Below are 23704 nucleotides of genomic sequence, written 5' to 3'. Positions count from 1 at the left end.
AATGGGACTTGCCGAAGGTCGTGTGGTCATCGTGACGGGCGCGGGTCGGGGGCTGGGCCGCGCCCACGCGCTGGCCTTCGCGGCGGAAGGGGCGAAGGTCGTCGTCAACGACCTGGGGGTCGGGCTCGACGGGCTGCCCGGCCCGGACGGCCCGGCGGCCCGGGTCGTCGAGGAGATCCGCGCGCTGGGCGGGGAGGCGCTCGCGCACGGCGGGGACATCGCCACCTCGCAGGGCGCGGCCTCGCTGGTCGCGGACGCCGTCGCCACCTTCGGGCGGCTGGACACCCTGGTCAACAACGCCGGTTTCCTGCGGGACCGGATGCTGGTCAACCTGGACGAGGACGACTGGGACGCGGTGATGCGGGTGCACCTGAAGGGGCACTTCCTGCCCCTCAAGCACGCCGCCGCGCACTGGCGGGCACAGGCGAAGGCGGGCCGGCCCGTCGCGGCGCGGGTGGTCAACACCTCCTCGGGCGCGGGCCTCCTCGGATCGGTGGGGCAGGGCAACTACAGCGCGGCCAAGGCCGGGATCCTCGGCCTGACACTGGTCGCGGCGCAGGAGATGGGCCGGTACGGGGTTCAGGTCAACGCCATCGCCCCGGCGGCCCGTACCCGCATGACGGAAGAGGCCTTCGCGCGGACCATGGCGGCGCCGGCGGCGGGGGAGTTCGACGCGATGGCCCCGGAGAACGTGTCGCCGCTGGTGGTGTGGCTGGGCTCGGACGCCTCGGCCGGGGTGAACGGCCGGGTCTTCGAGGCCGAGGGCGGCCGGATCACGGTCATGGAGGGCTGGCGGCCCGGCCCGACGGCGGAGCGCGGCGAGCGCTGGACCCCGGCGGAGGCGGGGGAGGCGGCGACGAAGCTCCTGGCGGCGGCGGAGGCACCGCAGCCGGTGTACGGGGCGCGGTAGTCCGGGGCGGCGCGCCCCGACTCCCCTCCCCTCTGCTTCCCCCGAAGGGAGGGGAGTCGAGGATTCCGGCCACCTCCGCGCGTGGGCGTGGTTACGCTCGGCCACGGACTGGACCCGACCGTACGCCGCACGGCGCGAGCATGGGGGTGACCGCCCGTGGTCAACATCCGCAACCTCGATCCCAGCGCATCGCCGCTGGACTACTACGGCTCCGAACTGCGCCGACTGAGGGAGGACGCCGGGCTGACACAGGGGCAGCTCGGCGACGTCATCTTCTGCGCGGGATCGCTGGTCGGACAGATCGAGACGGCGAGGAAGGTGCCGACCCGCGCGTTCTCGGACCGGGTGGACGCGGCGCTCGTGACGGGCGGGGTGTTCTCCCGGCTGGTGGGGCTGGTGCTGAGGAGCCAGTTGCCGACGTGGTTCCAGCCTTTCGCGGAGATGGAGGCGCGGGCGGAGTACATCTGCACGTTTCAGGCGCAGATGGTTTACGGGCTCCTTCAGACAGAGGGGTATGCGCGGGCGGTGTTGACGACAGGTTTGCCAGACAATCTGGACGACCTGGTGGCGGCTCGGATGGAGCGCCAGCGGATCCTGCGCCGGGAGCGTTCGCCCATGGTCTGGGTCGTTCTGGACGAGGCCGCGCTATACCGGCCCATCGGCGGTCGAGAGGTCATGCGGCACCAACTCGCACACTTGTTGAGCTTCCAGGAAGAGCGCTGGGTGAGGATCCAAGTGCTTCCCTTCGCGGCTGGTGAACACGCAAGCCTGATCGGATCGTTCACCACTCTGAGGTTCGACCATGACCCGGACATCGTCTACGCGGAAGATCTCATCTCGGGGCACATGACCGCTAACCCTGACACCGTCAAGGAAGCCTCGCTTCGTTACGCTCACTTGCAGGCCGCTGCTCTCTCCGTGGAGGCTTCGGTTGCATTGATCACCCGCGTAATGGAGGAACGATATGGGCATCAGCCAGGACCTGACCAGCGCGCGGTGGCGTAAGTCCAGCTACAGCGGTAACACCGGCGGCGAATGCGTCGAGTGCGCCCCCCTCGGCGCCGCCGCCTGGCACAAGGCGTCGTACAGCGGAACCACCGGCGGCGACTGCGTCGAGGTCGCCTCACAGCCCTGCCTGGTCGCCGTGCGGGACTCCAAGGACCCCGGCGGCCCCGTCTTCACCGTCGGCCACGCCGCCTTCGCCGCCTTCGTCGGGACCCTGTAGGCGCACAGCCGTAGACGCGGGCCGGCTGGTCGGGAGGGTCCGCGCACAGAGAAAGAAGCTCCGGGCCCGGCCCCCTGGCGAGGGGTCGGATCCGGAGCTTCTCTCGTGCGATGGAGTATGACTACCCGCTACATCCACCCGCTGAACCGCATGCGGCCCATGATGTTGTCCGCAACCTGATCCGAGACCGCCGGCGCGGGGTTCCGGGCCGGATGCGGGAGCGCCGGCGCCGGTTCACGTGTCGCAGTCCAAGACCGTGTGGCACAGCCCGCAGCGGGCCCGGACGGGCCCGCCGACCGGCAGCCGCAGCCACTGCCGGCAGACCGGGCACGGGAAGCTGACCCGAGGCCCGTCCGCGTGCCCCTCGAAGCGGTACGGGGCCCCCGGTGCGGCGGATCCGGTCCGGCGGTCGCGCGCGTAACGCAGGCGTTCCGGCCAGGATGCGGCCGTCAGCGGGGCGCGGCGGTGGTCCCGGGCCGCGAGGGCGCGCCCGCGCTGGTACGCCTCGTACGCCCGGGGGCCGGTGAACCGGGTGGAGAGGTCCTCGCCGATCAGGTCGCCGCGCTTGGCGAGGACGTAGCCGAACTCCTCCGGGGTGAGGTAGCCGAGCTTCTGGTGCGTCAACTCGTCCTCGCGGTAGGCGTCGAGCAGCAGCCAGCCGGCGCCCAGGTAGGCGGCGGTGGTGTCGGTCAGGATCTCGTTGTCCTCGGTGGTGGGAAACCGCAGGTCCAGGCGGTGCAGCAGGACATGGGCGACCTCGTGGGCGAGCGCCGCGCCGAGGTCCCGGCGGTGGGTGCGGAAGCGTTCGTTGACCTCGACGAAGTACTCGGGTCCGGGGCCGAGTTCCACCGTGGCCGCCTCCGTCATCACCCGGTAGCCGATCACCAGCCGGGCGTCGGGCAGCCGCAGCCCGCGCACCACGGCGCGGGCCACGCGCTGCGCCCCGATGTGGGGATCGTCGTCGGGGGAGAACTCCGCGTCGGCGGCGGTCAGGCCGGCGTCGTAGGCGCGGATCCCGTCGTACGACAGGCGGCGGTGGAGAGCCGTCAGGGCGCGGTGAACCGTGTTCAGGTGCGGAAATCCGTGCTCGATCGGGCTGCCGCGCCCGTGGTTCTGCGTCATGCGGGCCCCCGCGCCGAAAGTTGTCCGAAAACGCCTTCTTGATGCCGGCCATACGGGGGATGTGTCATGGACTCGTCATTCACCCGATGACGACACGCACGGCCCAACCCCCCACGAAAGGCAGTGTGTCGACTGTGTCCACCCTTGCCACGACCCTCAAGCGCGCCCTCGCCGTCGGCGCCGTCGCCCTGGCGGCCGTCAGCCTCCAGCCCGGCTCCGCCACCGCCTCCCAGGCCCCCGTCGTCGGCGGAACCCGCGCCGCCCAGGGCGAGTTCCCGTTCATGGTCCGCCTCTCCATGGGCTGCGGTGGCGCCCTGTACACCCAGCAGATAGTCCTCACCGCCGCCCACTGCGTGAACGGCTCCGGCAACAACACCTCCATCACCGCCACCGCCGGCGTCGTCGACCTCAACAGCTCCAGTGCCGTCAAGGTCAAGTCCACCAAGGTGCTCCAGGCCCCCGGCTACAACGGGCAGGGCAAGGACTGGGCCCTCATCAAACTCGCCAAGCCCATCAACCTGCCCACCCTCAAGATCGCCGAGACCAAGACCTACGACAACGGCACCTTCACCGTCGCCGGCTGGGGCGCCACCCGCGAAGGCGGCGGCCAGCAGCGCTACCTCATGAAGGCCACCGTCCCCTTCGTCTCCGACGCCTCCTGCCAGAACGCCTACGGCAGCGACCTCGTCCCCGGCGAGGAGATCTGCGCCGGCCTGCCCCAGGGCGGCGTCGACACCTGTCAGGGCGACTCCGGCGGCCCCATGTTCCGCCGCGACGCCGCCAACGCCTGGATCCAGGTCGGCATCGTCAGCTGGGGCCAGGGCTGCGCCCGCCCGAACTACCCCGGCGTCTACACCGAGGTCTCCACCTTCGCCACCGCCATCAAGAACGCCGCGGCGACCCTCTGACCCACCCTCGTCCTTCCGGCCGAACCGCGCCGCGGGGAAACGACCGGAAGGACGAGGCGCCCCACCCCACGCGCACGTAACGTCGAACGAACCATCGCGGGACCGGCGCGCCGCCGTGCCGGTCCCGCGGCACCCTCCCGACGGCCCGCCGCGCGGTTGCGGGACACCACGCGCACCGGTCCCATGGAACGAATCCCTCCGGGACGAGACCATCGGCAGCGGGCGACAGTGGGGCAGGCAGCGCATGACGATCAGAGTGGTCATCGCGGACGACCAGGAAATGGTCAGGACCGGCTTCCGGATGATCCTCGAAAGCCAACCGGACATCGAGGTCGTCGCGGACGTCGTCGACGGCGAGGAGGCCCTCGCGGCCGTCGCCGCCCACCGGCCCGACGTCCTGCTGCTCGACATCCGCATGCCCCGGCTCGACGGCCTCGAAGTCACCCGACGCCTCGCCGGCCAGGACGTCCCGCGCATCGTCATCGTCACCACCTTCGACCTCGACGAATACGTCCACGCGGCACTCCGCGGCGGAGCGTCCGGCTTCCTCCTGAAGGACGCGAGCCCGGCCATGCTGGTTGAAGCGGTCCGCGCCGCCGCCGTCGGCGACTCCCTCGTCTCACCCGCCATCACCGTGCGGCTGCTGCGCGAAATGGCCCACGCCCCCGCCGCCCGAGCCGCCCGCCGCCCCTCGGAGCCCCTCACCGAACGCGAGGTCGACGTCGTGCGCTGCCTCGCCCGCGGCCAGACCAACGCCGAGATCGCCGGCGAACTCTTCGTCTCACTGTCCACCGTCAAGACCCACCTGGCCAACGTCCAGACCAAACTCGACGCCCGCAACCGCGTCGAGATCGCCGCGTGGGCCTGGGAAAGCGGCCTCGCCGCCGGCGCGGCATGAGGCGTGACCCCCGGCGCGGCACGTGCCCTGGCCGCCGGCGGGGTACGAGCCCCGGGCCGGGGTGCCGTGTGAGCCCTGGTCGCCTGCGGGGCACGAGCCCTGGCCGCCGGCCCGGGCCCCGACCCGGCCCCCGGCATGGTGTGAGCCCCGGCCCCCGGGCCTGCGTGAGCCCCGGCCCCCGGCCCGGTGTGAGTCCCGGCCCCCGGGCCGCTGTGCCCCCTGCCTGCCGGCCCAGTGCGAGCCGCCCACGCCGGGCCCCGTCGGGAGGCGCGGCCCGGCCCCGCCCCGCCCCCGCCGCCCGTACCGGCCCCGGCCCCCGGCCCGCCCCCGCCTCCCGACGGGGCCTCGCCTCCCGTACCGGCCCCGACCGGCCGCGCCCGCCGCGATGAGCCCCCTCGCCTCCTGGACCCGCCGCCACCCCCGCGCCGCCCGGCTGCTCCGCGTCACCCTCTCGGTGGTCCTCCTCGGCCTCGTCACCTTCGAAGGCATCGTCCTGGCCCGTCAGCCCAGCGCCCCGCACGCCGCCGTGTGGGTGTCCGGGATCCTCGTGTGCCTCAGCGCCGCCCCCTGGCCCCGCATCCCCCTGCTCACCCGCGCCTGGTTCGCCGCCGCCACCACCTGGACCGTCACCCTCCTGCTGATCATCGGCAACCACCCCCTCGTCGTCTGGGGCGCAGGCGAGGCCATCGCCCTGCTCGTCCTGCTCTCCCAGGTCCTGCTCCGCGCCCCCGCCCGCACCGCCGCCGTCCTCGGCCCCCTCCTCGGCCTCGGCTGCATGGCCGTACCCGTCCGCGACACCGACCCCGGCCGGTTCACCCTGCTCTTCTCCGTCCTCGCCGTCGTCGTCGGCGCGTACTCCCTGCTCCTGCGCCTCCAGTCCGTCCAACGCGTCCGCGAACTGAGCGCCGTCCGCACCGCCGAACGCCTGGAACTCGCCCGCGAACTCCACGACCTCGTCGCCCACCACGTCACCGGCATCGTCGTCGAGGCCCGCGCCGCCCGCTTCACCGGAGTCGGCGCCGACCGCGCCGCCGAGATCCTCGGCCGCATCGAGACCGCCGGCGACGAGGCCCTCGGCTCCATGCGCCGCCTCGTCAGGATCCTCCGCGACGACGAGGCCGCCGCCGCAGGCGACACACCCGCCGGGACCACCCCCGTCGCCGGCCTCGCCGACCTGCGCGCCCTCACCGAACGCTTCGCCGTCACCGGCCCGCCCGTCACCCTCCACATCGAGGACGGCCTGGAGACCCGGCTCCCCGCGGACGTCGCCGCCACCGCGCACCGCATCGTCCTCGAAGCCCTCACCAACATCGGCAAACACGCGGCGACGGCCACCACCGTCCACATCGACCTGCGCACCGTCCCGGCCGGCCTCGAAGTACGCGTCGAGGACGACGGCGGCCGGCCCGCCCGCCTCTCCGAGAACGCCCGCGGCGGCGGCTACGGCCTCGTCGGCATGACCGAACGCGCCGAGGCCCTCGGCGGCTCCCTCACCGCCGGCCCCGCCCCCGAAGGCGGCTGGCTCGTCACCGCCACCCTGCCCCTCCAGGCCCTGTAGGCCGGCCCTTTCGGCCCCCGCCCTGCCCCTCCGACCCCGCCGGCCGTCTCACCGGTCGAGGTGGCGAGGAACCCGTCGCGTGCGCCACGTATTCTCGGGAACCATGAACCACAGCGACACCGACGAGGCCCACGAGAACGTCACCGCCGAACTGTCCCGCCTGCGCGACAGCATCGACAACATCGACGCGGCCGTGGTCCACATGCTCGCCGAGCGCTTCAAGTGCACCCAGCAGGTCGGCCACCTCAAGGCCCGCCACCAACTGCCCCCCGCCGACCCCGGCCGCGAGGCCAGCCAGATCGCCCGCCTGCGCCAGCTCGCCGAGAACGCCAAACTCGATCCGGCCTTCGCGGAGAAACTCCTCAACTTCATCATCGCCGAGGTCATCCGCCACCACGAGACGATCGCAGCCGGCGAGGAGTAGGCCCCTGGGGCCCGCCCGCCCCATCAGGCAGCATGGGCCCCATGTCCGCATTGACGCGCAACGAAGCGCAGCTCCGAGCCCGGCTCCTCGACGTCCACCACTACGACGTCACCCTCGACCTCACCACCGGTGACGAGACCTTCACCTCCACCACCGTCATCCGGTTCACGGCCCGCGCCGCAGGTGACACCTTCGTCGAGCTGAAACCGGACGAACTGCGCTCCGTCGAGCTCGACGGCCGGCCCCTCGACCCCGCCGGCCTCACCGACAACCGCCTCCCGCTCACCGGGCTCACCCAAGGCCCCCACGAGCTGCGCGTCGACGCCCGCATGACCTACTCCCGCACCGGCGAGGGCCTGCACCGCTTCACCGACCCCGCGGACGGCGAGGCGTACGTCTACTCCCAGATGTTCCTGGACGACGTCCAGCGGGTCTTCCCCGCCTTCGACCAACCCGACCTGAAGGCCGTCTTCGCCTTCACCGTCACCGCCCCCGCCCACTGGACCGTCCTCGCCAACGGCATCACCACCCGCGGCGCCGACCGGCCCGAGGACGGCGCCGGCACCTGGACCTCCGCCCCCACCCCCGAGATCCCCACCTACCTCGCCGCGATTGCCGGCGGCCCCTGGCACACCGTGCGCACCGACCACGCCGGCCTGCCCTTCGCCCTCCACTGCCGGCAGTCCCTCGCCCCCCACCTCGACGCCGACGCCGACGAGATCCTCTCCGTCACCACCGCCTGCTTCGACCGCTACCACGAGAAGTTCACCGAGCCCTACCCGTTCGACTCCTACGACCAGGCCTTCGTCCCCGAGTTCAACGCCGGCGCCATGGAGAACCCCGGCCTGGTCACCTTCCGCGACGAGTTCATCTTCCGCTCGGCCGTCACCGACACCGAACGCCAGGGCCGCGCCATGGTCATCGCCCACGAGATGGCCCACATGTGGTTCGGCGACCTCGTCACCCTGCGCTGGTTCGACGACATCTGGCTCAACGAGTCCTTCGCCGAGTACATGGGCTACCAGACCCTCGTCGAAGCCACCGGCTACACCCAGACCTGGACCGAGTTCGGCATGGAGCGCAAGCCCTGGGGCTACGAGGCCGACCAGCGCCCCTCCACCCACCCCGTCGCCCCCGCCCCCGAGGACGTCCCCGACACCGCCTCCGCCCTCCTCAACTTCGACGGCATCTCCTACGCCAAGGGCGCCTCGGCCCTGCGCCAACTCGTCGCCTGGCTCGGCGAGAAGGACTTCCTCGCCGGCATCAACACCCACTTCGCGCGCCACAAGTTCGCCAACGCCTCCCTCGCCGATTTCGTGGACTCCCTCGCCGCCCACACCGAACGCGACGTCCACACCTGGGCCGACACCTGGCTGCGCACCACCGGCGTCGACACCCTCACCCCGCGCGTCGAGGACGGCGACGCCGGCTGGACCCTCACCGTCGACCACCACGGCAGCCGCCCCCACCACATCACCGTCGGCCTCTACGACCGCGACCCCACCGGCGACCTGGAACTGCGCGAACACCTCGACCTGGACGTCCCGAGCCCCGACGTCGTCTCCGCGAGCGGCCCGCGACCCGACCTGATCCTCCTCAACGACCAGGACCTCGGCTACGTCAAGATCCGCTTCGACGCCGTCTCCGAGGAAACCGCCCTGCGCGGCCTGTCCCGCATCCCCGGCCCCCTCACCCGCGCCGTGGTCTGGAACTCCCTGCGCGACATGGTCCGCGACGGCGAACTCGACCCCGAGGCCTACCTGGAGACCGCACACGCCCACCTCCCCGAGGAGAACGACCTCGCGATCGTCCAGGGCGTCCTCGGCTTCGCCCGCAACCGCGTCGCCGCCCACTACGTCGCCCCCGGCCGCCGCACCGCCGCCCTCACCACCCTCACCTCCGTCGCCCGCGCCCTGATGCGCCGCACCGAGGACGGCTCCGACCCCGGCCTGCGCCTCGCCGCCGTCCGCATCCACATCGACAGCGCCACCCAGCCCGACACCCTCGCCGGCTGGCTCGCCGACGGCACCGTCCCCGGCGGGCCCGAACTCGACCCCGAACTGCGCTGGCGCATCCTCGCCCGGCTCGCCGTCCTCGGCGCCGTCACCGAAGCCGACATCGACACCGCCCTCGCCGACGACCCCAGCGCCACCGGGGAAGAAGGCGCCGCCCGCTGCCGCGCCGCGCTCCCCACCCCCGAGGCCAAGGCAGCCGCCTGGCAACGCATGTTCCACGACGACACCCTGTCCAACCACCTCTTCAAGGCCACCGCCTCCGGCTTCTGGCAGCCCGAACAGGCCGAACTCCTCCAGGACCACGTACCGCGCTACTACCCCGAGGCCGTCGCCCTCGGCGCCCGCCGCGGCCCCGCCATCGGCCAGGCCGTCGGACGGTGGGCCTTCCCCTCGCACGCGGTCGACGAGGCCAACCTCCGCGCCGGCCGCGCCTGCCTGGACGACGCCGACATCATCCCGCTGCTGCGCCGCCAACTCGTCGACCAGCTCGACGACCTCGCCCGCGCCCTGCGCATCCGCGGCAACGGCTGACCGCCGGCCACCGGCCCGCACACGGGAACGCCCCGGGGCCGGTCCGACCGAACACCCGGCCGAGACCGGACGGGCGGACAAACCCCGGCGGTTACCCCATTCGGGTCTGATCGTTGTGCTGGGCGGGAACGACCAGGCCGTTCCCGCCCGCCTGCGCTAAGGACACCGGATGACCCCGCCGCCCGGCACCCCGCCACCGCCGCCCCCGCTCGCGGGAGGCCTCGGCGGCGCCGACGCCCTGCGGCCCCTCCTCGACACCGTCCTCGACGCCCTGCGCGGCGGCGCCGCCGAACGCGACGGCCCCCTCCCCGCCGGCGGCCCCACCGCCGTCACCGCCCGCGTCACCGCCGCACTGGGCGACGTGCTCCCCACCCGCGGCGCCGGCGACCACGAAGCCCTGCGCACCCTCGTCCACACCCTCGCCGCGGGCGCCGCCGACCCCGCCGAGCCCCTCTGCGCCGCCCACCTGCACTGCCCGCCCCTCGCCGTCGCGGTCGCCGCCGACCTCGCCGCCGCGGCCCTCAACCCCTCGATGGACTCCTGGGACCAGGCGCCCGCCGCCTCCACCCTCGAAGCGCTCCTCACCCGCGCCCTCGCCGCCGAGTACTACGACACCCCCCACCCCGACGCCCTCGTCACCACCGGCGGCACCGAGGCCAACCAACTCGCCCTGCTCCTCGCCCGCGAACGCCACGGCCCCCGCCTCACCGTCATCCACGGAGCGGCCGCCCACCACTCCGTCCCCCGCGCCGCCTGGCTCCTCGGCCTGCCCCCCACCGTCACCATCCCCACCCCCGCCGGCGTCCTCGACCCCGCCCGCCTCGCCGAAGCCCTCACCCGCGCCGACGGCCCCGTACTCGTCACCGCCACCGCCGGCACCACCGACGCGGGACTCATCGACCCCCTGGAACCCCTCGCCGGCCTCTGCCGACACCACGGCGCCGACCTCCACGTCGACGCCGCGTACGGAGGCCTCCTGCGGCTGAGCCCCCACCACCGCCACAAGCTCACCGGGCTCTCCCGCGCCCACACCATCACCCTCGACCTGCACAAACTCGGCTGGCAGCCCGTCGCCGCAGGCCTCCTCGTCGTCCCCGACACCCGCCTGCTGACCCCCCTCGGCCACCAGGCCGACTACCTCAACGCCACCGACGACACCGAAGCCGGCCTCCCCGACCTCCTCGGCCGCTCCCTGCGCACCACCCGCCGCCCCGACATCCTCAAGATCGCCGTCACCCTGCGCTCCCTCGGCCGCGACGGCCTCGCCGACCTCATCGACCGGACCTGCGCCGCCGCCCACCACCTCGCCGAACTCCTCGAAGCACACCCCGGCTTCGAACTCCACGCCCACCCCACCATCAGCACCGTCCTCTTCCGCCCCACCCCCATGGACGACGAGCAGCTCGCGGGCCTGCGCCGCACCCTCCTCCTCGACGGCACCGCCGTACTCGGCCGCGCCACCGCCGACGGCCGCCTCTGGCTCAAGGCCACCCTGCTCAACCCCCACACCACGGCGGGGGACCTGGACACCCTCGTCACCCTCCTGGAAGGCAGCACCCACCGATGACCGCGCACCTCGACACCCCCCACGACCTCGTCGGAATCGGCATCGGACCCTTCAACCTGTCCCTCGCCGCCCTCGCCGACGGCCTCCCCAGACAAGGTGTCGGCGAACTCGCCACCGCCTTCTACGACCAGCGCAGGGACTTCCGCTGGCACCCCGGACTCCTCATCGACGGCGCCACCCTCCAGGTCCCCTTCCTCGCCGACCTCGTCACCCTCGCCGACCCCGCGAGCCCGTGGAGCTTCCTCAACCACCTCAAGCACAAGGAACGGCTCTTCCCCTTCTACTTCGCCGAGCAACTCCACATCCAGCGCTCCGAATACGACGCCTACTGCCGCTGGGTCGCCGAACGCCTCCCCGGACTCCACTTCGGCCACCAGGTCGACGCCGTCCGCTGGAACCCCGAACGCGACCTCTTCGAAGTCGACTTCACCCAACTCGACACCGACGGCGAAGCCGAGGCCCTCGGCCGCGCCCACACCCGCAACCTCGTCCTCGGCATCGGCACCGCCCCCCACGTGCCCGAACCCCTGCGCCCCCTCGCCGAGGCCCCCACCGTCCCCGTCATCCACTCCTCCGAGTACCTCGACAACCGCGAACGCGTCCTGGCCGCCGCACACGTCACCGTCATCGGCTCCGGGCAGTCCGGCGCCGAGGTCTTCCTCGACCTGCTCCGCGCCCGCCCCGCCGGCCGCGAAGGCCTCACCTGGCTCGCCCGCACCGAGGCCTTCGCCCCCATGGAGTACTCCAAGCTCGGCCTGGAACACTTCACGCCCGACTACACCCGCTACTTCCACGCGCTCCCCGAGCCCGTCCGCGACCGGCTCGTCCCCGCCCAATGGCAACTCCACAAGGGCATCGACGCCGCCACCATCGCGGCCATCCACGAAGAGCTGTACCGGCGTACCCTCCACGGAGGCTGGCCCGACGCCGTCCTCACCCCCGGAGTCAGCGTCCGCACCGCCGGCCGCGTCGCGACCACCAAGGTGGAACTCCACCTCGAACACGTACAACAAGGCGTCCGCTCCCGCCTCACCACCGACGCCGTCGTCCTCGCCACCGGCTACCGCGAACGGCCCCTCACCAGCCTCCTCGCAGGACTCGACCCCTACCTGCGCAAGGACTCCTCCGGCCGCCCCCGCATCGACGAACACCACCGCATGATCCTCGACCCCGCCGTCACCGGCAGCGTCTTCGTCCAGAACGGCGAACGCCACACCCACGGCGTCGGAGCACCCGACCTCGGCCTCGCCGCCTGGCGCAGCGCCGGGATCCTCAACACTCTCACGGGCAAGAACCCCTACCCCCAGCCCGCCCGCACCGCCTTCACCACCTTCGGCCTCGACCAGCGGGAGCACACCCGCCCCCATCCCGCGGGCGAACTGCTCCCGCTGGTCGAACACCCCTAGGCCCCGTCGTCGAAGTCTCGCCGGGCCCTACCGGCGCCACTTCGACGACAGGGCCCAGGCTCCGTCGTCGAAGTCCGTCCTACCCGCGGCACTTCGACGACACGACCCGGCCGGCCCGCACGGACCGCCGACTAGAAGACCGGCACCCCGGCCCGCGTCAGCCGCCAGTCCACCGAGGCGAACTGCGCCGGATCCACCGTCCCCTTCGCCTTCACCCACTGGATGATCACGTTGCGGATCTCGTCCGAGTTGGCCCACAACTGCCTGGCCTGCGGGACGTGCGGGAAGTTGCCGCCACCCGAGGCCCGGTAGTTGTTCACCGCGAGCACGAACCGCGCCGCCGGATCCACCGCCTTCCCCTGGAAGGACAGCCCCGTGATCCGCGACCCCACGGGCTGCGCGACGTCCACGTCGTACGTCAGCCCGTACACCGCGTCGTAGTTGTAGTCCGGGATGCTCTCCGCGTTCGTCAGCTTCGCAGGGTCCACCGGCGCCCCCGGAGCCGTCTGCACGTAGTACCGAGCCGAGTACTCCAGGTAGTCCTTCACCTGCGCGCCCGTCAGCAGCCGCGCCTCCAGCGTGTTCTCGAACGGGTACAGCCCCGCGGCGTCCTTGATCGTGACCTGCCCGGCCGGGATCGCCGCCGTCCGCGAGAAGCACGAGGCCTGCGACAGCACCGGCAGCGCCGCCCACTCGCCGCCCGCCAGCGCGGCCTTCACCGTCTCCGCCTGCACGTGGTTGATCAGATCGATGATCGGCACGTCCTTGACCGGGCCGTCCGCCGAGGACATCGCCTGCGTCGACGTCCCGATCACCTGGTTCACGTAACCGACGACCTTGCGGTGCTCGTCCGACAGCAGCCGGACGATCTTCGGGTCCTCCGCCACCTCGTTCGAGTTCAGCACCTGCGCCGACACCTTCGCCACCGACCAGCAGCCCTTCGACCACGTCAGCTCGAAGTCGAACAGCGTCAGCCGCTGCCCCCACTTCAACGGCTCCGACAGCACCACGTCCTTGCCGGTCGCCTTGTTCTTCACCCGGTACTCCGGGATCTCCGTGTGCGCGTGACCCACCAGGATCGCGTCGATCCCCGGCACCTGCTCGGCCACCAGACCCGCCGCGTTCTCGATGTGCGGCAACTGGTCCCCGTAACTGGACGTACCGCTCGAACCCGAGTGCGCCGACACGATCACCACGTCCGCGCCCATCGACCGCAGCTTCGGCACGTACTTCGCCGCCTGCTCCTCCAGCCCCGGGAACGTCATCTTCCCCTGCACGTTGGCCTTGTCCCAGATCGCGATGCCCGGGTTCGTCAGCCCCAGCACCGCCACCTTCACGTCCCGCCCACAAGGGGTCCGCAACCGGTGGACGCTGTACGGCGGGAACGCCGGCCGCAGCGTCTTCGCGTCCAGCGCGTTCGCCCCCAACAACGGGAAGTCGCACTGCTCCTCGAACTTGCGCAGCACGGGGATCCCGTAGTTGAACTCGTGGTTGCCCAGCGCCGCCGCGTCGTACCCGATCGCGTTCATCGCCTGAGCCATCGGGTGCACCGGACCGCGACGCGCCGTGATCGGGTCGACCTTCGCGTAGTAGTACGAAAGCTGGGTGCCCTGGATCGTGTCACCGGCGTCGATCAGCAGCGTGTTGCGCCGACCCTTCTGCGCCCGCACCCGGTTCACCAGCGTGGAGATCTTCGCCAGACCGACGTCGTTGTGCGCCTTGTCGTCGAACTCCTTGTCCGTGAAGTAGTCCCAGTTGAAAACGTTTCCGTGCAGGTCGGTCGTACCCATCACCGTGAACGAGTAGGTCCGCGGAGCGGACCCCTTCGAGCCCTCCTGGGCGGCGGCCGGGGAGCTCGTGGCCCCCGCCAACGCCACGGCCGCACCCGTCGCCGCCGTGCTGCCGATGAAAGTCCTACGGTCGAACGCCATGCCATCTCCCCTTTTGAGGCGTGAACAACGCGCGTAGATTCTGACCCACGGGTAACAATGCGCAACACCCCCGGCAGGTTGCGATCCGGTGACCGACGCACCGTCGGGTCGACGCGCGCGTCTTGACGCACCCGGTCCCACGCGACTTCAATCAAGTCTTGAACTAAGCAGCGCACGGACGTTCCACGCTCCCTCCGTGGGTGTACTTGTCATGCGCATGCCTAATCCCCGCTTTCTCGATACCCCCCGCCGCCCCCCACGAGAAGTGAAGTGATCACGTGCCCCCACGCACCACATCCCTGCGCGCCACCGCCTTATGCGCCCTCGCCCTCCTGTGCTGGAGCGCCGTCACCGCCCCCTCGACCGCCGCCGGCGAAACCCCCGTCCCCGCATCCGCCGTCCTCGCATCCGCCGGACCCGCCGCGATCACCACCGCGGCCGCCGGCTTCTCCGACACCTTCGACGGCCCCGCCGGGACCGCCCCCGACCCGGCCAAATGGCAGACCGAGACCGGCGACAACGTCAACAACCACGAACGGCAGTACTACACCGCCGGCAACGCCAACGCCGCCCTCGACGGCCAAGGCCACCTCGTCATCACCGCCCGCCGCGAGAACCCCGCCAACCACTCCTGCTGGTACGGACGCTGCGAGTACACCTCGGCCCGACTCAACACCGCCGGCCGCTTCACCCAGACCCACGGACACGTCGAAGCCCGACTCAAGGTCCCGCGCGGCCAAGGCATGTGGCCCGCCTTCTGGATGCTCGGCGACGACATCGGCCAGGTCGGCTGGCCCGCCTCCGGCGAGATCGACGTCATGGAGAACGTCGGCTTCGAACCCTCCACCGTCCACGGAACCCTCCACGGGCCCGGCTACTCCGGCTCCGGCGGCATCGGCGCCGCCTACACCCTCCCCGGCGGCCAGGCCTTCGCCGACGCCTTCCACACCTTCGCCGTCGACTGGGCCCCCGACTCCGTCACCTGGTCCGTCGACGGCACCGTCTACCAGCGCCGCACCCCCGCCGACCTCGGCGGTCGCGCCTGGGCCTTCAACAAGCCCTTCTTCCTGATCCTCAACCTCGCCGTCGGCGGCTACTGGCCCGGCGACCCCGACGCCGGCACCACCTTCCCGCAGCAACTCGTCGTCGACCACGTCCGCGTCACCACCTCCGACAGCGGAACCGGCCGCACCGGCCCCGTCACCGGCCTCGCCGGCAAATGCGTCGACGTGGCGGGCGCCAACCCCGCCAACGGCACCCCGGTCCAACTCCACGACTGCAACGGCACCCCCGCGCAGCAATGGACCGTCGCCGCCGACGGCACCCTCCGCGCCCTCGGCAAGTGCCTCGACGTGACCGCCGGCTCCACCGCCGACGGCGCCCCCGTCCAGCTCTACGACTGCAACGGCACCCCCGCCCAACGCTGGGCCCTCCCCGCCGCACGCGACATCGTCAATCCCCAGGCGAACAAATGCCTCGACGTCACGGGCAACAACCCCGCCAACGGAACCCGCCTCCAGATCTGGACCTGCGGCGGAACCCCCAACCAGAAATGGACCGCCCCCTAGATCCTCGCGGAACCTGCCGGGCCCGGGGCCGAAGGAGGCCCCGGCCTTCCGTCACACCCCGGGCGACAGTGCGACAGTGAAACCATGACTCACGACGCCACACCCCAGCCGTACGGAACCCCCGAGGTACCCCGCGTCGCCGTCTGCGGCGAAGCCCGCATCGAAGTCGACCCCGAGATCGCCCGCATCGGCATCACCGTCAGCGCCCGCGGCACCGACCGCCGCTCCGCACTCGAAGACCTCACCCGCCGCAACACCGCCGTCCTCGACCTCATCAAGGGCTACGGCGACCCCGTCGAGAAGCTCGAAACCGGCACCTTCTCCATCACCCCCGAACTGACCCGCCACGGCCGCGGCGAACGCATCCGCGCCTACCACGGGCGCGTCACCATCACGGCCGAACTCAACGACTTCACCACCCTCGGCGAACTCACCACCCGCCTCGCCGACCTCGAACTCACCAGCGTCGACGGCCCCTGGTGGGCCCTGCGCCCCACCTCGCCCGCCCACGGCCAGGCCCGCCGCCAAGCGGTGCTCGAAGCCGTCCAGCGCGCCCGCGAATACGCCGAGGCCCTCGGCGCCAACCTCTCCGCCCTCGTCGAACTCGCCGACCTCGGCGCCGAGAACGCCTCGCCCTACCCGCAGGCCGGCGGCGGCATGCGCACCATGGCCTTCAGCGCCGCCGAGGACGCCACCGCCCCGCCCCTGGACCTCGAACCCCAGCGGCAGACCGTGTACGCCCAGGTCAACGCCCGCTTCACCATGACCCCGCCGCAACTCTGAACGACGCGCTCCCGCCGGGGGAGGGGCACCCGCCCCGACCCCCGCGCCGGCCCACGCGAACGGTGCTTCGGGGGTGCTCATCAGAGCACCCCCACGCACATTCAAGTAATGTCAACAAGCTTTCGCCCAAAGGTTGTTGAGTGGACACCCGGAACTAATTTCCTACTGCCTGGTAGGGGCATACGCTCGACTCATGCGTCGAGCAAAAATCGTATGTACCCTGGGCCCCGCCACCGACTCATACGACCAGATCAAAGCCCTGGTCGAAGTCGGAATGGACATCGCCCGCCTCAACCTCAGCCACGGCACCTACGCCGAACACGAGGAGCGCTACCACCGCGTGCGCAAGGCCTCCGACGAGACCGGCCGCAGCGTCGGCGTCCTCGCCGACCTTCAAGGCCCGAAGATCCGCCTCGGCCGCTTTCTCGAAGGCCCCGTACTCCTTGAACGCGGCGACGAGTTCACCATCACCGTCGAGGACCACGAAGGCGACCGGCACACCTGCGGCACCACCTACAAGGGCCTCGCGGCCGACGTCTCCATCGGCGAACGCATCCTCGTCGACGACGGACGCGTCACCCTCCAGGTCATCGACGTCGACGGACCCCGCGTCCGCACCCTCGTCATCGAAGGCGGCATGGTCTCCGACCACAAGGGACTCAACCTCCCCGGCGTCGCCGTCTCCGTCCCCGCCCTCTCCGAGAAGGACATCGAAGACCTCCGCTGGGCCCTGCGCACCGGCGCCGACGTCATCGCCCTCTCCTTCGTCCGCAGTGGCCGCGACATCGACGACGTCCACCGCATCATGGACGAGGAAGGCCGACGCCTCCCCGTCATCGCCAAGATCGAGAAGCCCCAGGCCGTCGAGAACATCGACGACATCGTCGCCGCCTTCGACGGCATCATGGTCGCCCGCGGCGACCTCGGCGTCGAAATGCCCCTCGAACAGGTCCCCATCGTCCAGAAGCGCGCCGTCAAACTCGCCAAGCGCAACGCCAAGCCCGTCATCGTCGCCACCCAGATGCTCGACTCGATGATCGAGAACTCCCGCCCCACCCGCGCCGAGGCCTCCGACGTCGCCAACGCCGTCATCGACGGCACCGACGCGGTCATGCTCTCCGGCGAGACCAGCGTGGGCAAGTACCCCATCGAAACCGTCGCCACCATGGCCCGCATCGTCGAAGCCGCCGAAGAGGACATCCTCGACAAGGGCCTCCCGCCCCTCACCGACCGCAACAAGCCCCGCACCCAGGGCGGAGCCGTGGCACGCGCCGCCGCCGAGATGGGCGACTTCCTCGGCGCCAAGTTCCTCGTCGCGTTCACCCAGAGCGGGGACACCGTCCGCCGACTCTCCCGCTACCGCTCGCCCATTCCCCTCCTCGCCTTCACCCCCGACTCCGCCACCCGTTCCCAACTCAACCTCACCTGGGGCGTCGAGACCTTCCTCGGTCCCCACGTCGACTCCACCGACGCCATGGTCGCCCAGGTCGAGGAGGAACTCCTGCGCATCGGACGCTGCGTTCCCGGCGACATCGTCGTCATCACCGCCGGCTCACCCCCCGGCGTCACCGGCTCCACCAACCTCGTCCGCGTCCACCACATCGGCGACCCCGTCCGCTGACCCGGACCGGGCCACCGCACCACACGCACCACACCCGCACGACGAACGCACCGCACCGCGTCGGGCCCGCCCGACGCGGTCACCGCCACCGCGCGCCGCCCCACCGCGGCGGACCCTTGACCTCAAGTCCACTTGAGTTCCTAGGCTCCGGAACATGACGATCACGCAGTACACCCAGGAGCAACTCGCCGCCCAGCCCATCGGCCACTGGAGCGCCGAGGCCGCCCAACACGTCGTCGGAGGCCTGCGCGCCGCCCTCGCCGAAGAGGACCTCACCCAACCCCACTGGTGGATCCTCAACCACGTCGCCGGCGCCCCCGCCGCCTGGCAACGCCCCGCCCTCACCGAGAAACTGACCCGCTACGCCGACGAGGGCACCGACTTCGAGGCGGTCCACGCCGACCTGATCGCCCGCGGCTGGCTCGTCGAGACCGCCGGCGCGCTGACCCTCACCGTCGAGGGCGAAGCCGGCCGCCTGCGCGCCCACGACCGCAACGCGGCCGTCCACGCGCGGATGCGCGAGGGCATCGACACCGCCGCCTACGCCGCCACGATCGACGTCCTGCGCCGCATGGTCGCCAACCTGGGAGGGGACGGGGAGCTGCCGTCCTAGGCCCTGTCGTCGAAGTCTCGCCCGGCCCTACCGGCGCCACTTCGACGACAGGACCTGGGCGAGCGGCGCTCCTCGATGCGTCGGCCCGATGTGCGCGTCCACCAGCGCGACGGATTCCCTCCAGGCGACGGACACGCTGCTGAGGGGGAGAGCACGTTCACGTATCGAACGGGTGGTGTTCCACACGTGCGGGCTTCGACGTTCTTCGTCCGGTCCGTCGAGACTCGAAGGTTCGTTCACCGTGACGAGTGAAGATCGCTCAAATCCGCTCGCGCCCTTCAATATGAAGGAGAGTGCCCCGAGTCGGATTCGAACCGACGCTGAATGGGTTTTGAATCCATCGCCTCTACCACTGGGCTACCGGGGCCCCTTCGAAACAGAGGATACAGAAGACCCTCCGTGCCGCAAACATACCGCAGCTGGGTAGGCTCAGGGGAGCTTGTTATGCCCCGCAACGAGGAGCCCTCCGTGACCGCCGAGCACGAGTCGACGCCCACGCCCGACGCCGACCAGTCGCACGTTCCGCCGCTGACGACGCGCGTCGTCATCGCCGAGGACGAGGCGCTCATCCGTCTCGACCTCAAGGAGATGCTCGAAGAGGAGGGCTACTCCGTCGTCGGCGAGGCCGGTGACGGCCAGACCGCCGTGGACCTGGCCCGCGAGCACCGCCCCGACCTGGTGATCCTCGACGTGAAGATGCCCGTCCTCGACGGGATCTCCGCGGCCGAGAAGATCGCCGAGGAGTCCATCGCCCCGGTCCTGATGCTGACCGCCTTCTCGCAGCGCGACCTGGTCGAGCGGGCCCGCGACGCGGGGGCCATGGCGTACCTGGTGAAGCCGTTCAGCAAGAGCGACGTGGTGCCCGCCATCGAGATGGCCGTGTCCCGGTTCGCGGAGCTGCGGGCGCTGGAGAAGGAGGTCGCGGACCTCTCGCTGCGGCTGGAGACCCGCAAGCTGGTGGACCGGGCGAAGAGCATCCTGCAGACCCAGTACGGGCTGACGGAGCCGGCCGCGTTCCGGTGGATCCAGAAGACGTCCATGGACCGCCGCATGTCGATGCAGCAGGTCGCCGAGGCGGTCATCGAGGACGCCGAGGAGAAGAAGAACGCCGCGAAGGGCTGAGTGCCCGGGTACGCGTGAGGCCCGCCACCGGGATCCGGTGGCGGGCCTCACGCATGTGGTGCCGGGATCAGTCCTCGCCGAGGTACGCCTTGCGGACGTCCTCGTTGACGAGCAGTTCACGGCCGGGTCCGGAGAGGACGACCTTGCCGATCTCCATCACGTGGCCCTTGTCGGCGAGGGAGAGCGCCGCCTGGGCGTTCTGCTCGACGAGCAGGATGGTGGTGCCCTGTGACTTGAGTTCGGCGATGGTGGCCATGATCTTCTGCATCATGATCGGGGAGAGGCCCATGGAGGGCTCGTCGAGCATGAGCAGCTTCGGGCGGGACATGAGCGCGCGGCCCATGGCGAGCATCTGCTGCTCGCCGCCCGAGAGGGTGCCGGCGGCCTGCTTGCGACGTTCGCCCAGGATGGGGAAGAGGTCGTAGGCGCGCTGGACGTCCTGCTGGATGCCTTCCTTGTCCTTGCGGAGGAAGGCGCCGAGCAGGAGGTTGTCCTCGATGGTCATGCGCGGGAAGATGTGCCGCCCCTCGGGGGAGTGGGCGAGCCCGAGCGCGACGATGTCGTGCGCGGGGATCTTCTTGAGCGACTTGCCCTGGAACTTGATCTGGCCGCCGCGCGGTTTGATCAGGCCCGACAGCGTGCGCAGGGTGGTGGTCTTGCCCGCGCCGTTCGTGCCGATGAGGGTGACGATCTGGCCGGCGTCGACGCTGAACGAGATGCCCTTGACGGCTTCGATCTTGCCGTAGGCGACGCGGAGGTCCTCGACCTCCAGGAGTGCGGTCACCGGTCTTCTCCGTCCGTGCTGGTGGTGCTGTGCGCCTCGGCGGCCTCGACCTCCGCGACTTCCTCGGCGCCGGGGGCGCCTTCGAAGGGTTCGCCGAGGTAGGCGGCGATGACGCGCTCGTCGCTCTGGACCTCGGTGGCGGTGCCCTCGATGAGCTTCTCGCCCTGGACGAGACAGGCCACGCGGTCGCAGAGGTTGAAGATGAAGCGCATGTCGTGCTCGATGACGAGGACGGCGATGCCCATGTCCCGGATCGCGAAGATGAGTTCCTCGGTGGTCCGGGTCTCCTGCGGGTTCATGCCGGCGGTGGGCTCGTCCAGGAGGATGAGACCGGGGTCGCTGGCGAGCGCGCGGGCGATCTCCAGCTTGCGCTGCTCGCCGTAGGGCAGGTTCCGCGCGAGGTGGTCGGCCTTGTGCTCCAGGCCGATGAACGTGAGGAGCTCCATCGCCTTGTCGCGGCTGGCCGCTTCCTCCCGGCCGAAGCTCGGGAGGCGCAGCAGGGCGGACCAGAGGCCCACCTTGGTGCGGGTGTGGCGTCCGACGAGGACGTTCTCCAGGACCGTCATGTTGTTGAAGAGACGGATGTTCTGGAAGGTGCGGGCGACACCGGCCGCGGTGACCTTGAACGACTTGGGGGGCAGGACCGTGCCCTTGTACCGGACTTCACCCTCGGTGGGGATGTAGAGGCCGGTGAGGCAGTTGAAGAAGGTGGTCTTGCCGGCGCCGTTGGGGCCGATGAGTCCGACGATCTCGCCGCTGCGGACGGTCAGGTCGACGTTCTTGACGGCGGTGAGGCCGCCGAAGCGCATCGTGACGCCGCGTGCGTCGAGGACGGTCTCCGCCGTGGTGACGGCGGGGGTGTCGGGGGTGTCGGTGGTGGTGGTCGTCATGGGTCAGACCCCTGCCTTACCGAGGACTGTGGGCGCTTCCAGCGAGTCGTGGAGTTCGAGCTGGTTGCGCTTGTTGGGGATGAGGCCCTCGGGGCGCAGGCGCATCAGGACGATGAGTGCGACACCGAAGACGAGGAGCTGGTACTCGCCCAGGAACTGGAGCTTGTTGGGGATCAGGAAGAGCAGCGATCCGCCGACGAGGGGTCCGGAGATGGTGCCCATGCCGCCGAGGACCACCGCGGCGAGCAGGAACGCGGAGTTCGGGGGCACGGCGTTGGCGAAGGTGTACTGGTCGGGGGTGACCGTGTACTGGACGTGGGCCTGGACGGCGCCGGCGAGGCCGGCCAGGGTGGCGCCGAGGGCGAAGGCGATGAGCTTGACGCGGAAGCCGTTGATGCCCATGGCCTCGGCGGCGGTCTCGTCCTCGCGGATGGCGACCCAGGCGCGGCCGATGCGGGATTCGGCGCTGCGGCGGAAGACCAGGACCACGATCAGGGTGATGAGCAGCATCAGCAGGAAGTAGTTCGCGAACCTGCCGATGGTGAATCCGGCGATGGTGTGTGCCGCGCCGAAGTCGAACCCGAGGATGTTGATGTTCGGGATGTTGGCGATGCCGTTGGGCCCGTTGGTGATGTCGGGGCCGGAGACACCGTCGAGGTTGTTCATGGAGATGCGGAAGATCTCACCGAAGCCGAGGGTGACGATGGCGAGGTAGTCGCCGCGCAGGCGCAGGGTGGGGGCGCCGATGAGGACACCGAAGACCATTGATGCGACGGCGCCGGCGAGGAGTGCGGCCCAGAAGGGGAAGTGCACTCCGAAGGGGGAGTTGGGCGAGCCGGAGACCAGGGCGGCGGTGTAGGCACCGACACCGAGGAAGGCGACGTATCCCAGGTCGAGGAGGCCGGTGAGGCCGACCACGATGTTCAGGCCGAGTGCGACGGTGGCGAAGATCAGGATGTTGACGCCGAGGTTCGCGTACTGGTCGTCGGTCTGGGTGAGGGGGAAGGCGGCCGCGGCGGCGAAGGCGCCGACGAGGGCGACGTTGCGGTGCCGGGCGGTGAGGGTGCTCAGACGGGCCATGAGGCCCGCCTTGTTGATCGCGGCGGCGCCGAATCCGGCCGTGATCAGGAAGCCGACGAAGAGCTCCTGGTACGGGGTGGTGATGCCGTACGTGAACACCGTGAGGGCGAGGCCGAGGACGGTGGCGATGAGGAGGATCTCGACCCAGGCGGGGAGCACGCGGGCCGGCTTGACGGGGCCGGAGACGAAGGCGGCCTTGAAGGTCGTCCAGCGGTTTCCGGCGTTGTGCTTGAACTTGTCCCAGTCGCCGTCGTCCGGGTCGGGGCCTTCGAGCGCGGGGCGCTCGAAGGGGAGCGCGAAGGCGCCGATGACCGCGACGAGGCTGGCGAGGGCGGCGATGCCCGCACCGGGTTCGAGGTCGACGAGTGCGCCGAGCTCGACCACGATCGCGATGGCGGTGTACCAGGTGGTGACGAAGGCGGCGAGGGCGGCGAGCTTGATGGCCGCGTCGGTGCCTGCGGGGGCGATCCAGCCCAGGCCCTTGACCCCGTAGGAGGCGAGGGCGAACAGGGTGGTGAGGGCGCCGCCGATGAGGACGAGCCACTGCATGCCGCCGGGGTAGCCGTAGACGGTGAGGTCTCCGGGGAAGGCGGCGGTCCAGGTCCAGGCGAGGAAGGCGGAGACGACGGTGAGGGCGCCGCCGGCGGTGGCGAGGGCGCGGCCCGTCTTCTCGGAGAGGGGGATGAAGCCCTTGTTCTGCGGTGCGGTGGTCGTCGTCGCGGTTTCCGCGGTGATGGTCGTCATGGTT

20 protein-coding genes and 1 tRNA gene are annotated in these 23704 nt (G+C 71.1%); 15 read left to right on the top strand and 6 right to left on the bottom strand.

Translation table 11 applies throughout. The features are described 5' to 3' along the window. Nucleotide 1 precedes the first annotated feature (1 nt). From ACQEVM_RS26350 to ACQEVM_RS26340, 3 genes are all read left to right on the top strand, one after another. Nucleotides 2-910, top strand: coding sequence for an SDR family oxidoreductase (locus ACQEVM_RS26350; RefSeq protein WP_433083011.1), 909 nt, complete (start codon nucleotides 2-4; stop codon nucleotides 908-910). A 156-nt stretch (nucleotides 911-1066) separates the two neighbouring features. Then, the gene (locus tag ACQEVM_RS26345; protein ID WP_433083009.1) at nucleotides 1067-1915 is read left to right on the top strand and encodes a helix-turn-helix domain-containing protein; all 849 of its coding nucleotides are present in this window, start codon (nucleotides 1067-1069) and stop codon (nucleotides 1913-1915) included. Further along, nucleotides 1875-2135, top strand: a complete 261-nt coding sequence (locus tag ACQEVM_RS26340; RefSeq protein ID WP_433083007.1) for a DUF397 domain-containing protein — start codon at nucleotides 1875-1877, stop codon at nucleotides 2133-2135. Before ACQEVM_RS26345 ends, ACQEVM_RS26340 begins: the two co-directional genes overlap by 41 nt. Nucleotides 2136-2369: 234 nt before the next feature. Here the strand turns inward: ACQEVM_RS26340 and ACQEVM_RS26335 are convergent, their stop codons facing one another. Beyond that, nucleotides 2370-3257 carry a hypothetical protein gene (locus ACQEVM_RS26335; RefSeq protein WP_433083005.1) on the bottom strand — a complete coding sequence of 296 codons (888 nt, stop codon included), beginning with the start codon at nucleotides 3255-3257 and terminating at the stop codon, nucleotides 2370-2372. A gap of 86 nt (nucleotides 3258-3343) precedes the next feature. Between ACQEVM_RS26335 and ACQEVM_RS26330 the strand changes: the two genes are divergently transcribed. The 7 genes from ACQEVM_RS26330 to ACQEVM_RS26300 all read left to right on the top strand — a co-directional run bounded on the left by ACQEVM_RS26330 (nucleotide 3344) and on the right by ACQEVM_RS26300 (nucleotide 12564). After that, nucleotides 3344-4165, top strand: a complete 822-nt coding sequence (locus ACQEVM_RS26330) for a serine protease (RefSeq protein ID WP_384615677.1) — start codon at nucleotides 3344-3346, stop codon at nucleotides 4163-4165. A gap of 244 nt (nucleotides 4166-4409) precedes the next feature. Then, a complete protein-coding gene (locus tag ACQEVM_RS26325; protein ID WP_433083003.1) occupies nucleotides 4410-5063 on the top strand; it encodes a response regulator in 654 nt (217 codons plus the stop codon). A 385-nt stretch (nucleotides 5064-5448) separates the two neighbouring features. Then, complete coding sequence (locus ACQEVM_RS26320; RefSeq protein ID WP_433083001.1) at nucleotides 5449-6621, top strand: sensor histidine kinase; 1173 nt, start codon at nucleotides 5449-5451, stop codon at nucleotides 6619-6621. Nucleotides 6622-6724: 103 nt separating this feature from the next. Beyond that, nucleotides 6725-7045: a chorismate mutase gene (locus ACQEVM_RS26315; RefSeq protein WP_266946961.1), complete on the top strand. Its 321-nt coding sequence runs from the start codon at nucleotides 6725-6727 to the stop codon at nucleotides 7043-7045. A gap of 32 nt (nucleotides 7046-7077) precedes the next feature. Beyond that, nucleotides 7078-9591, top strand: coding sequence for an aminopeptidase N (gene pepN / locus ACQEVM_RS26310; RefSeq protein ID WP_433082999.1), 2514 nt, complete (start codon nucleotides 7078-7080; stop codon nucleotides 9589-9591). Nucleotides 9592-9760: 169 nt separating this feature from the next. Next, nucleotides 9761-11158, top strand: coding sequence for a pyridoxal phosphate-dependent decarboxylase family protein (locus ACQEVM_RS26305; RefSeq protein ID WP_433082997.1), 1398 nt, complete (start codon nucleotides 9761-9763; stop codon nucleotides 11156-11158). Next, nucleotides 11155-12564, top strand: a complete 1410-nt coding sequence (locus ACQEVM_RS26300; protein WP_433082995.1) for a lysine N(6)-hydroxylase/L-ornithine N(5)-oxygenase family protein — start codon at nucleotides 11155-11157, stop codon at nucleotides 12562-12564. The genes ACQEVM_RS26305 and ACQEVM_RS26300 overlap by 4 nt, the downstream gene beginning before the upstream one ends. Before the next feature lie 131 nt (nucleotides 12565-12695). Here the strand turns inward: ACQEVM_RS26300 and ACQEVM_RS26295 are convergent, their stop codons facing one another. Further along, a complete protein-coding gene (locus ACQEVM_RS26295; RefSeq protein WP_433082993.1) occupies nucleotides 12696-14495 on the bottom strand; it encodes a bifunctional metallophosphatase/5'-nucleotidase in 1800 nt (599 codons plus the stop codon). Between the two features lie 278 nt (nucleotides 14496-14773). On the opposite strand from ACQEVM_RS26295, the gene ACQEVM_RS26290 reads away from it, so the two are divergent. The 4 genes from ACQEVM_RS26290 to ACQEVM_RS26275 all read left to right on the top strand — a co-directional run bounded on the left by ACQEVM_RS26290 (nucleotide 14774) and on the right by ACQEVM_RS26275 (nucleotide 19080). Beyond that, entirely contained in the window at nucleotides 14774-16063 is a 1290-nt protein-coding gene (locus ACQEVM_RS26290) for a ricin-type beta-trefoil lectin domain protein (protein ID WP_433082991.1), read from the top strand. 84 nt (nucleotides 16064-16147) lie between these two features. Further along, nucleotides 16148-16846, top strand: coding sequence for an SIMPL domain-containing protein (locus tag ACQEVM_RS26285; RefSeq protein WP_433082989.1), 699 nt, complete (start codon nucleotides 16148-16150; stop codon nucleotides 16844-16846). A gap of 193 nt (nucleotides 16847-17039) precedes the next feature. Further along, nucleotides 17040-18467, top strand: a complete 1428-nt coding sequence (gene pyk, locus ACQEVM_RS26280; RefSeq protein ID WP_053684901.1) for a pyruvate kinase — start codon at nucleotides 17040-17042, stop codon at nucleotides 18465-18467. A gap of 154 nt (nucleotides 18468-18621) precedes the next feature. Beyond that, nucleotides 18622-19080 (top strand): MarR family transcriptional regulator, encoded by a 459-nt coding sequence (locus ACQEVM_RS26275; protein ID WP_433082987.1) that lies wholly within the window; start codon nucleotides 18622-18624, stop codon nucleotides 19078-19080. 294 nt (nucleotides 19081-19374) lie between these two features. On the opposite strand, the gene ACQEVM_RS26270 is transcribed toward ACQEVM_RS26275, so the two are convergent. Beyond that, nucleotides 19375-19447, bottom strand: a tRNA-Leu gene (locus tag ACQEVM_RS26270). A gap of 77 nt (nucleotides 19448-19524) precedes the next feature. Between ACQEVM_RS26270 and ACQEVM_RS26265 the strand changes: the two genes are divergently transcribed. Beyond that, a complete protein-coding gene (locus ACQEVM_RS26265; protein ID WP_433082985.1) occupies nucleotides 19525-20202 on the top strand; it encodes an ANTAR domain-containing response regulator in 678 nt (225 codons plus the stop codon). A 67-nt stretch (nucleotides 20203-20269) separates the two neighbouring features. On the opposite strand, the gene ACQEVM_RS26260 is transcribed toward ACQEVM_RS26265, so the two are convergent. Genes ACQEVM_RS26260 through ACQEVM_RS26250 form a run of 3 tightly spaced genes read right to left on the bottom strand, consistent with a single transcriptional unit; the run spans nucleotide 20270 to nucleotide 23700 of the window. After that, nucleotides 20270-20986 carry an ABC transporter ATP-binding protein gene (locus tag ACQEVM_RS26260; protein WP_053684897.1) on the bottom strand — a complete coding sequence of 239 codons (717 nt, stop codon included), beginning with the start codon at nucleotides 20984-20986 and terminating at the stop codon, nucleotides 20270-20272. Then, nucleotides 20983-21876 (bottom strand): ABC transporter ATP-binding protein, encoded by an 894-nt coding sequence (locus ACQEVM_RS26255; protein WP_053684895.1) that lies wholly within the window; start codon nucleotides 21874-21876, stop codon nucleotides 20983-20985. The genes ACQEVM_RS26260 and ACQEVM_RS26255 overlap by 4 nt, the downstream gene beginning before the upstream one ends. 3 nt (nucleotides 21877-21879) lie before the next feature. Further along, entirely contained in the window at nucleotides 21880-23700 is a 1821-nt protein-coding gene (locus ACQEVM_RS26250) for a branched-chain amino acid ABC transporter permease (protein ID WP_433082982.1), read from the bottom strand. Nucleotides 23701-23704 lie beyond the last annotated feature (4 nt).

Origin of the sequence: Streptomyces sp. CA-243310, from assembly GCF_050936775.1 — a bacterium.
GTDB lineage: Bacteria > Actinomycetota > Actinomycetes > Streptomycetales > Streptomycetaceae > Streptomyces.
The sequence above is the reverse complement of the archived record's forward strand: the minus strand, read 5'-3'. Positions and strand labels throughout refer to the sequence as shown.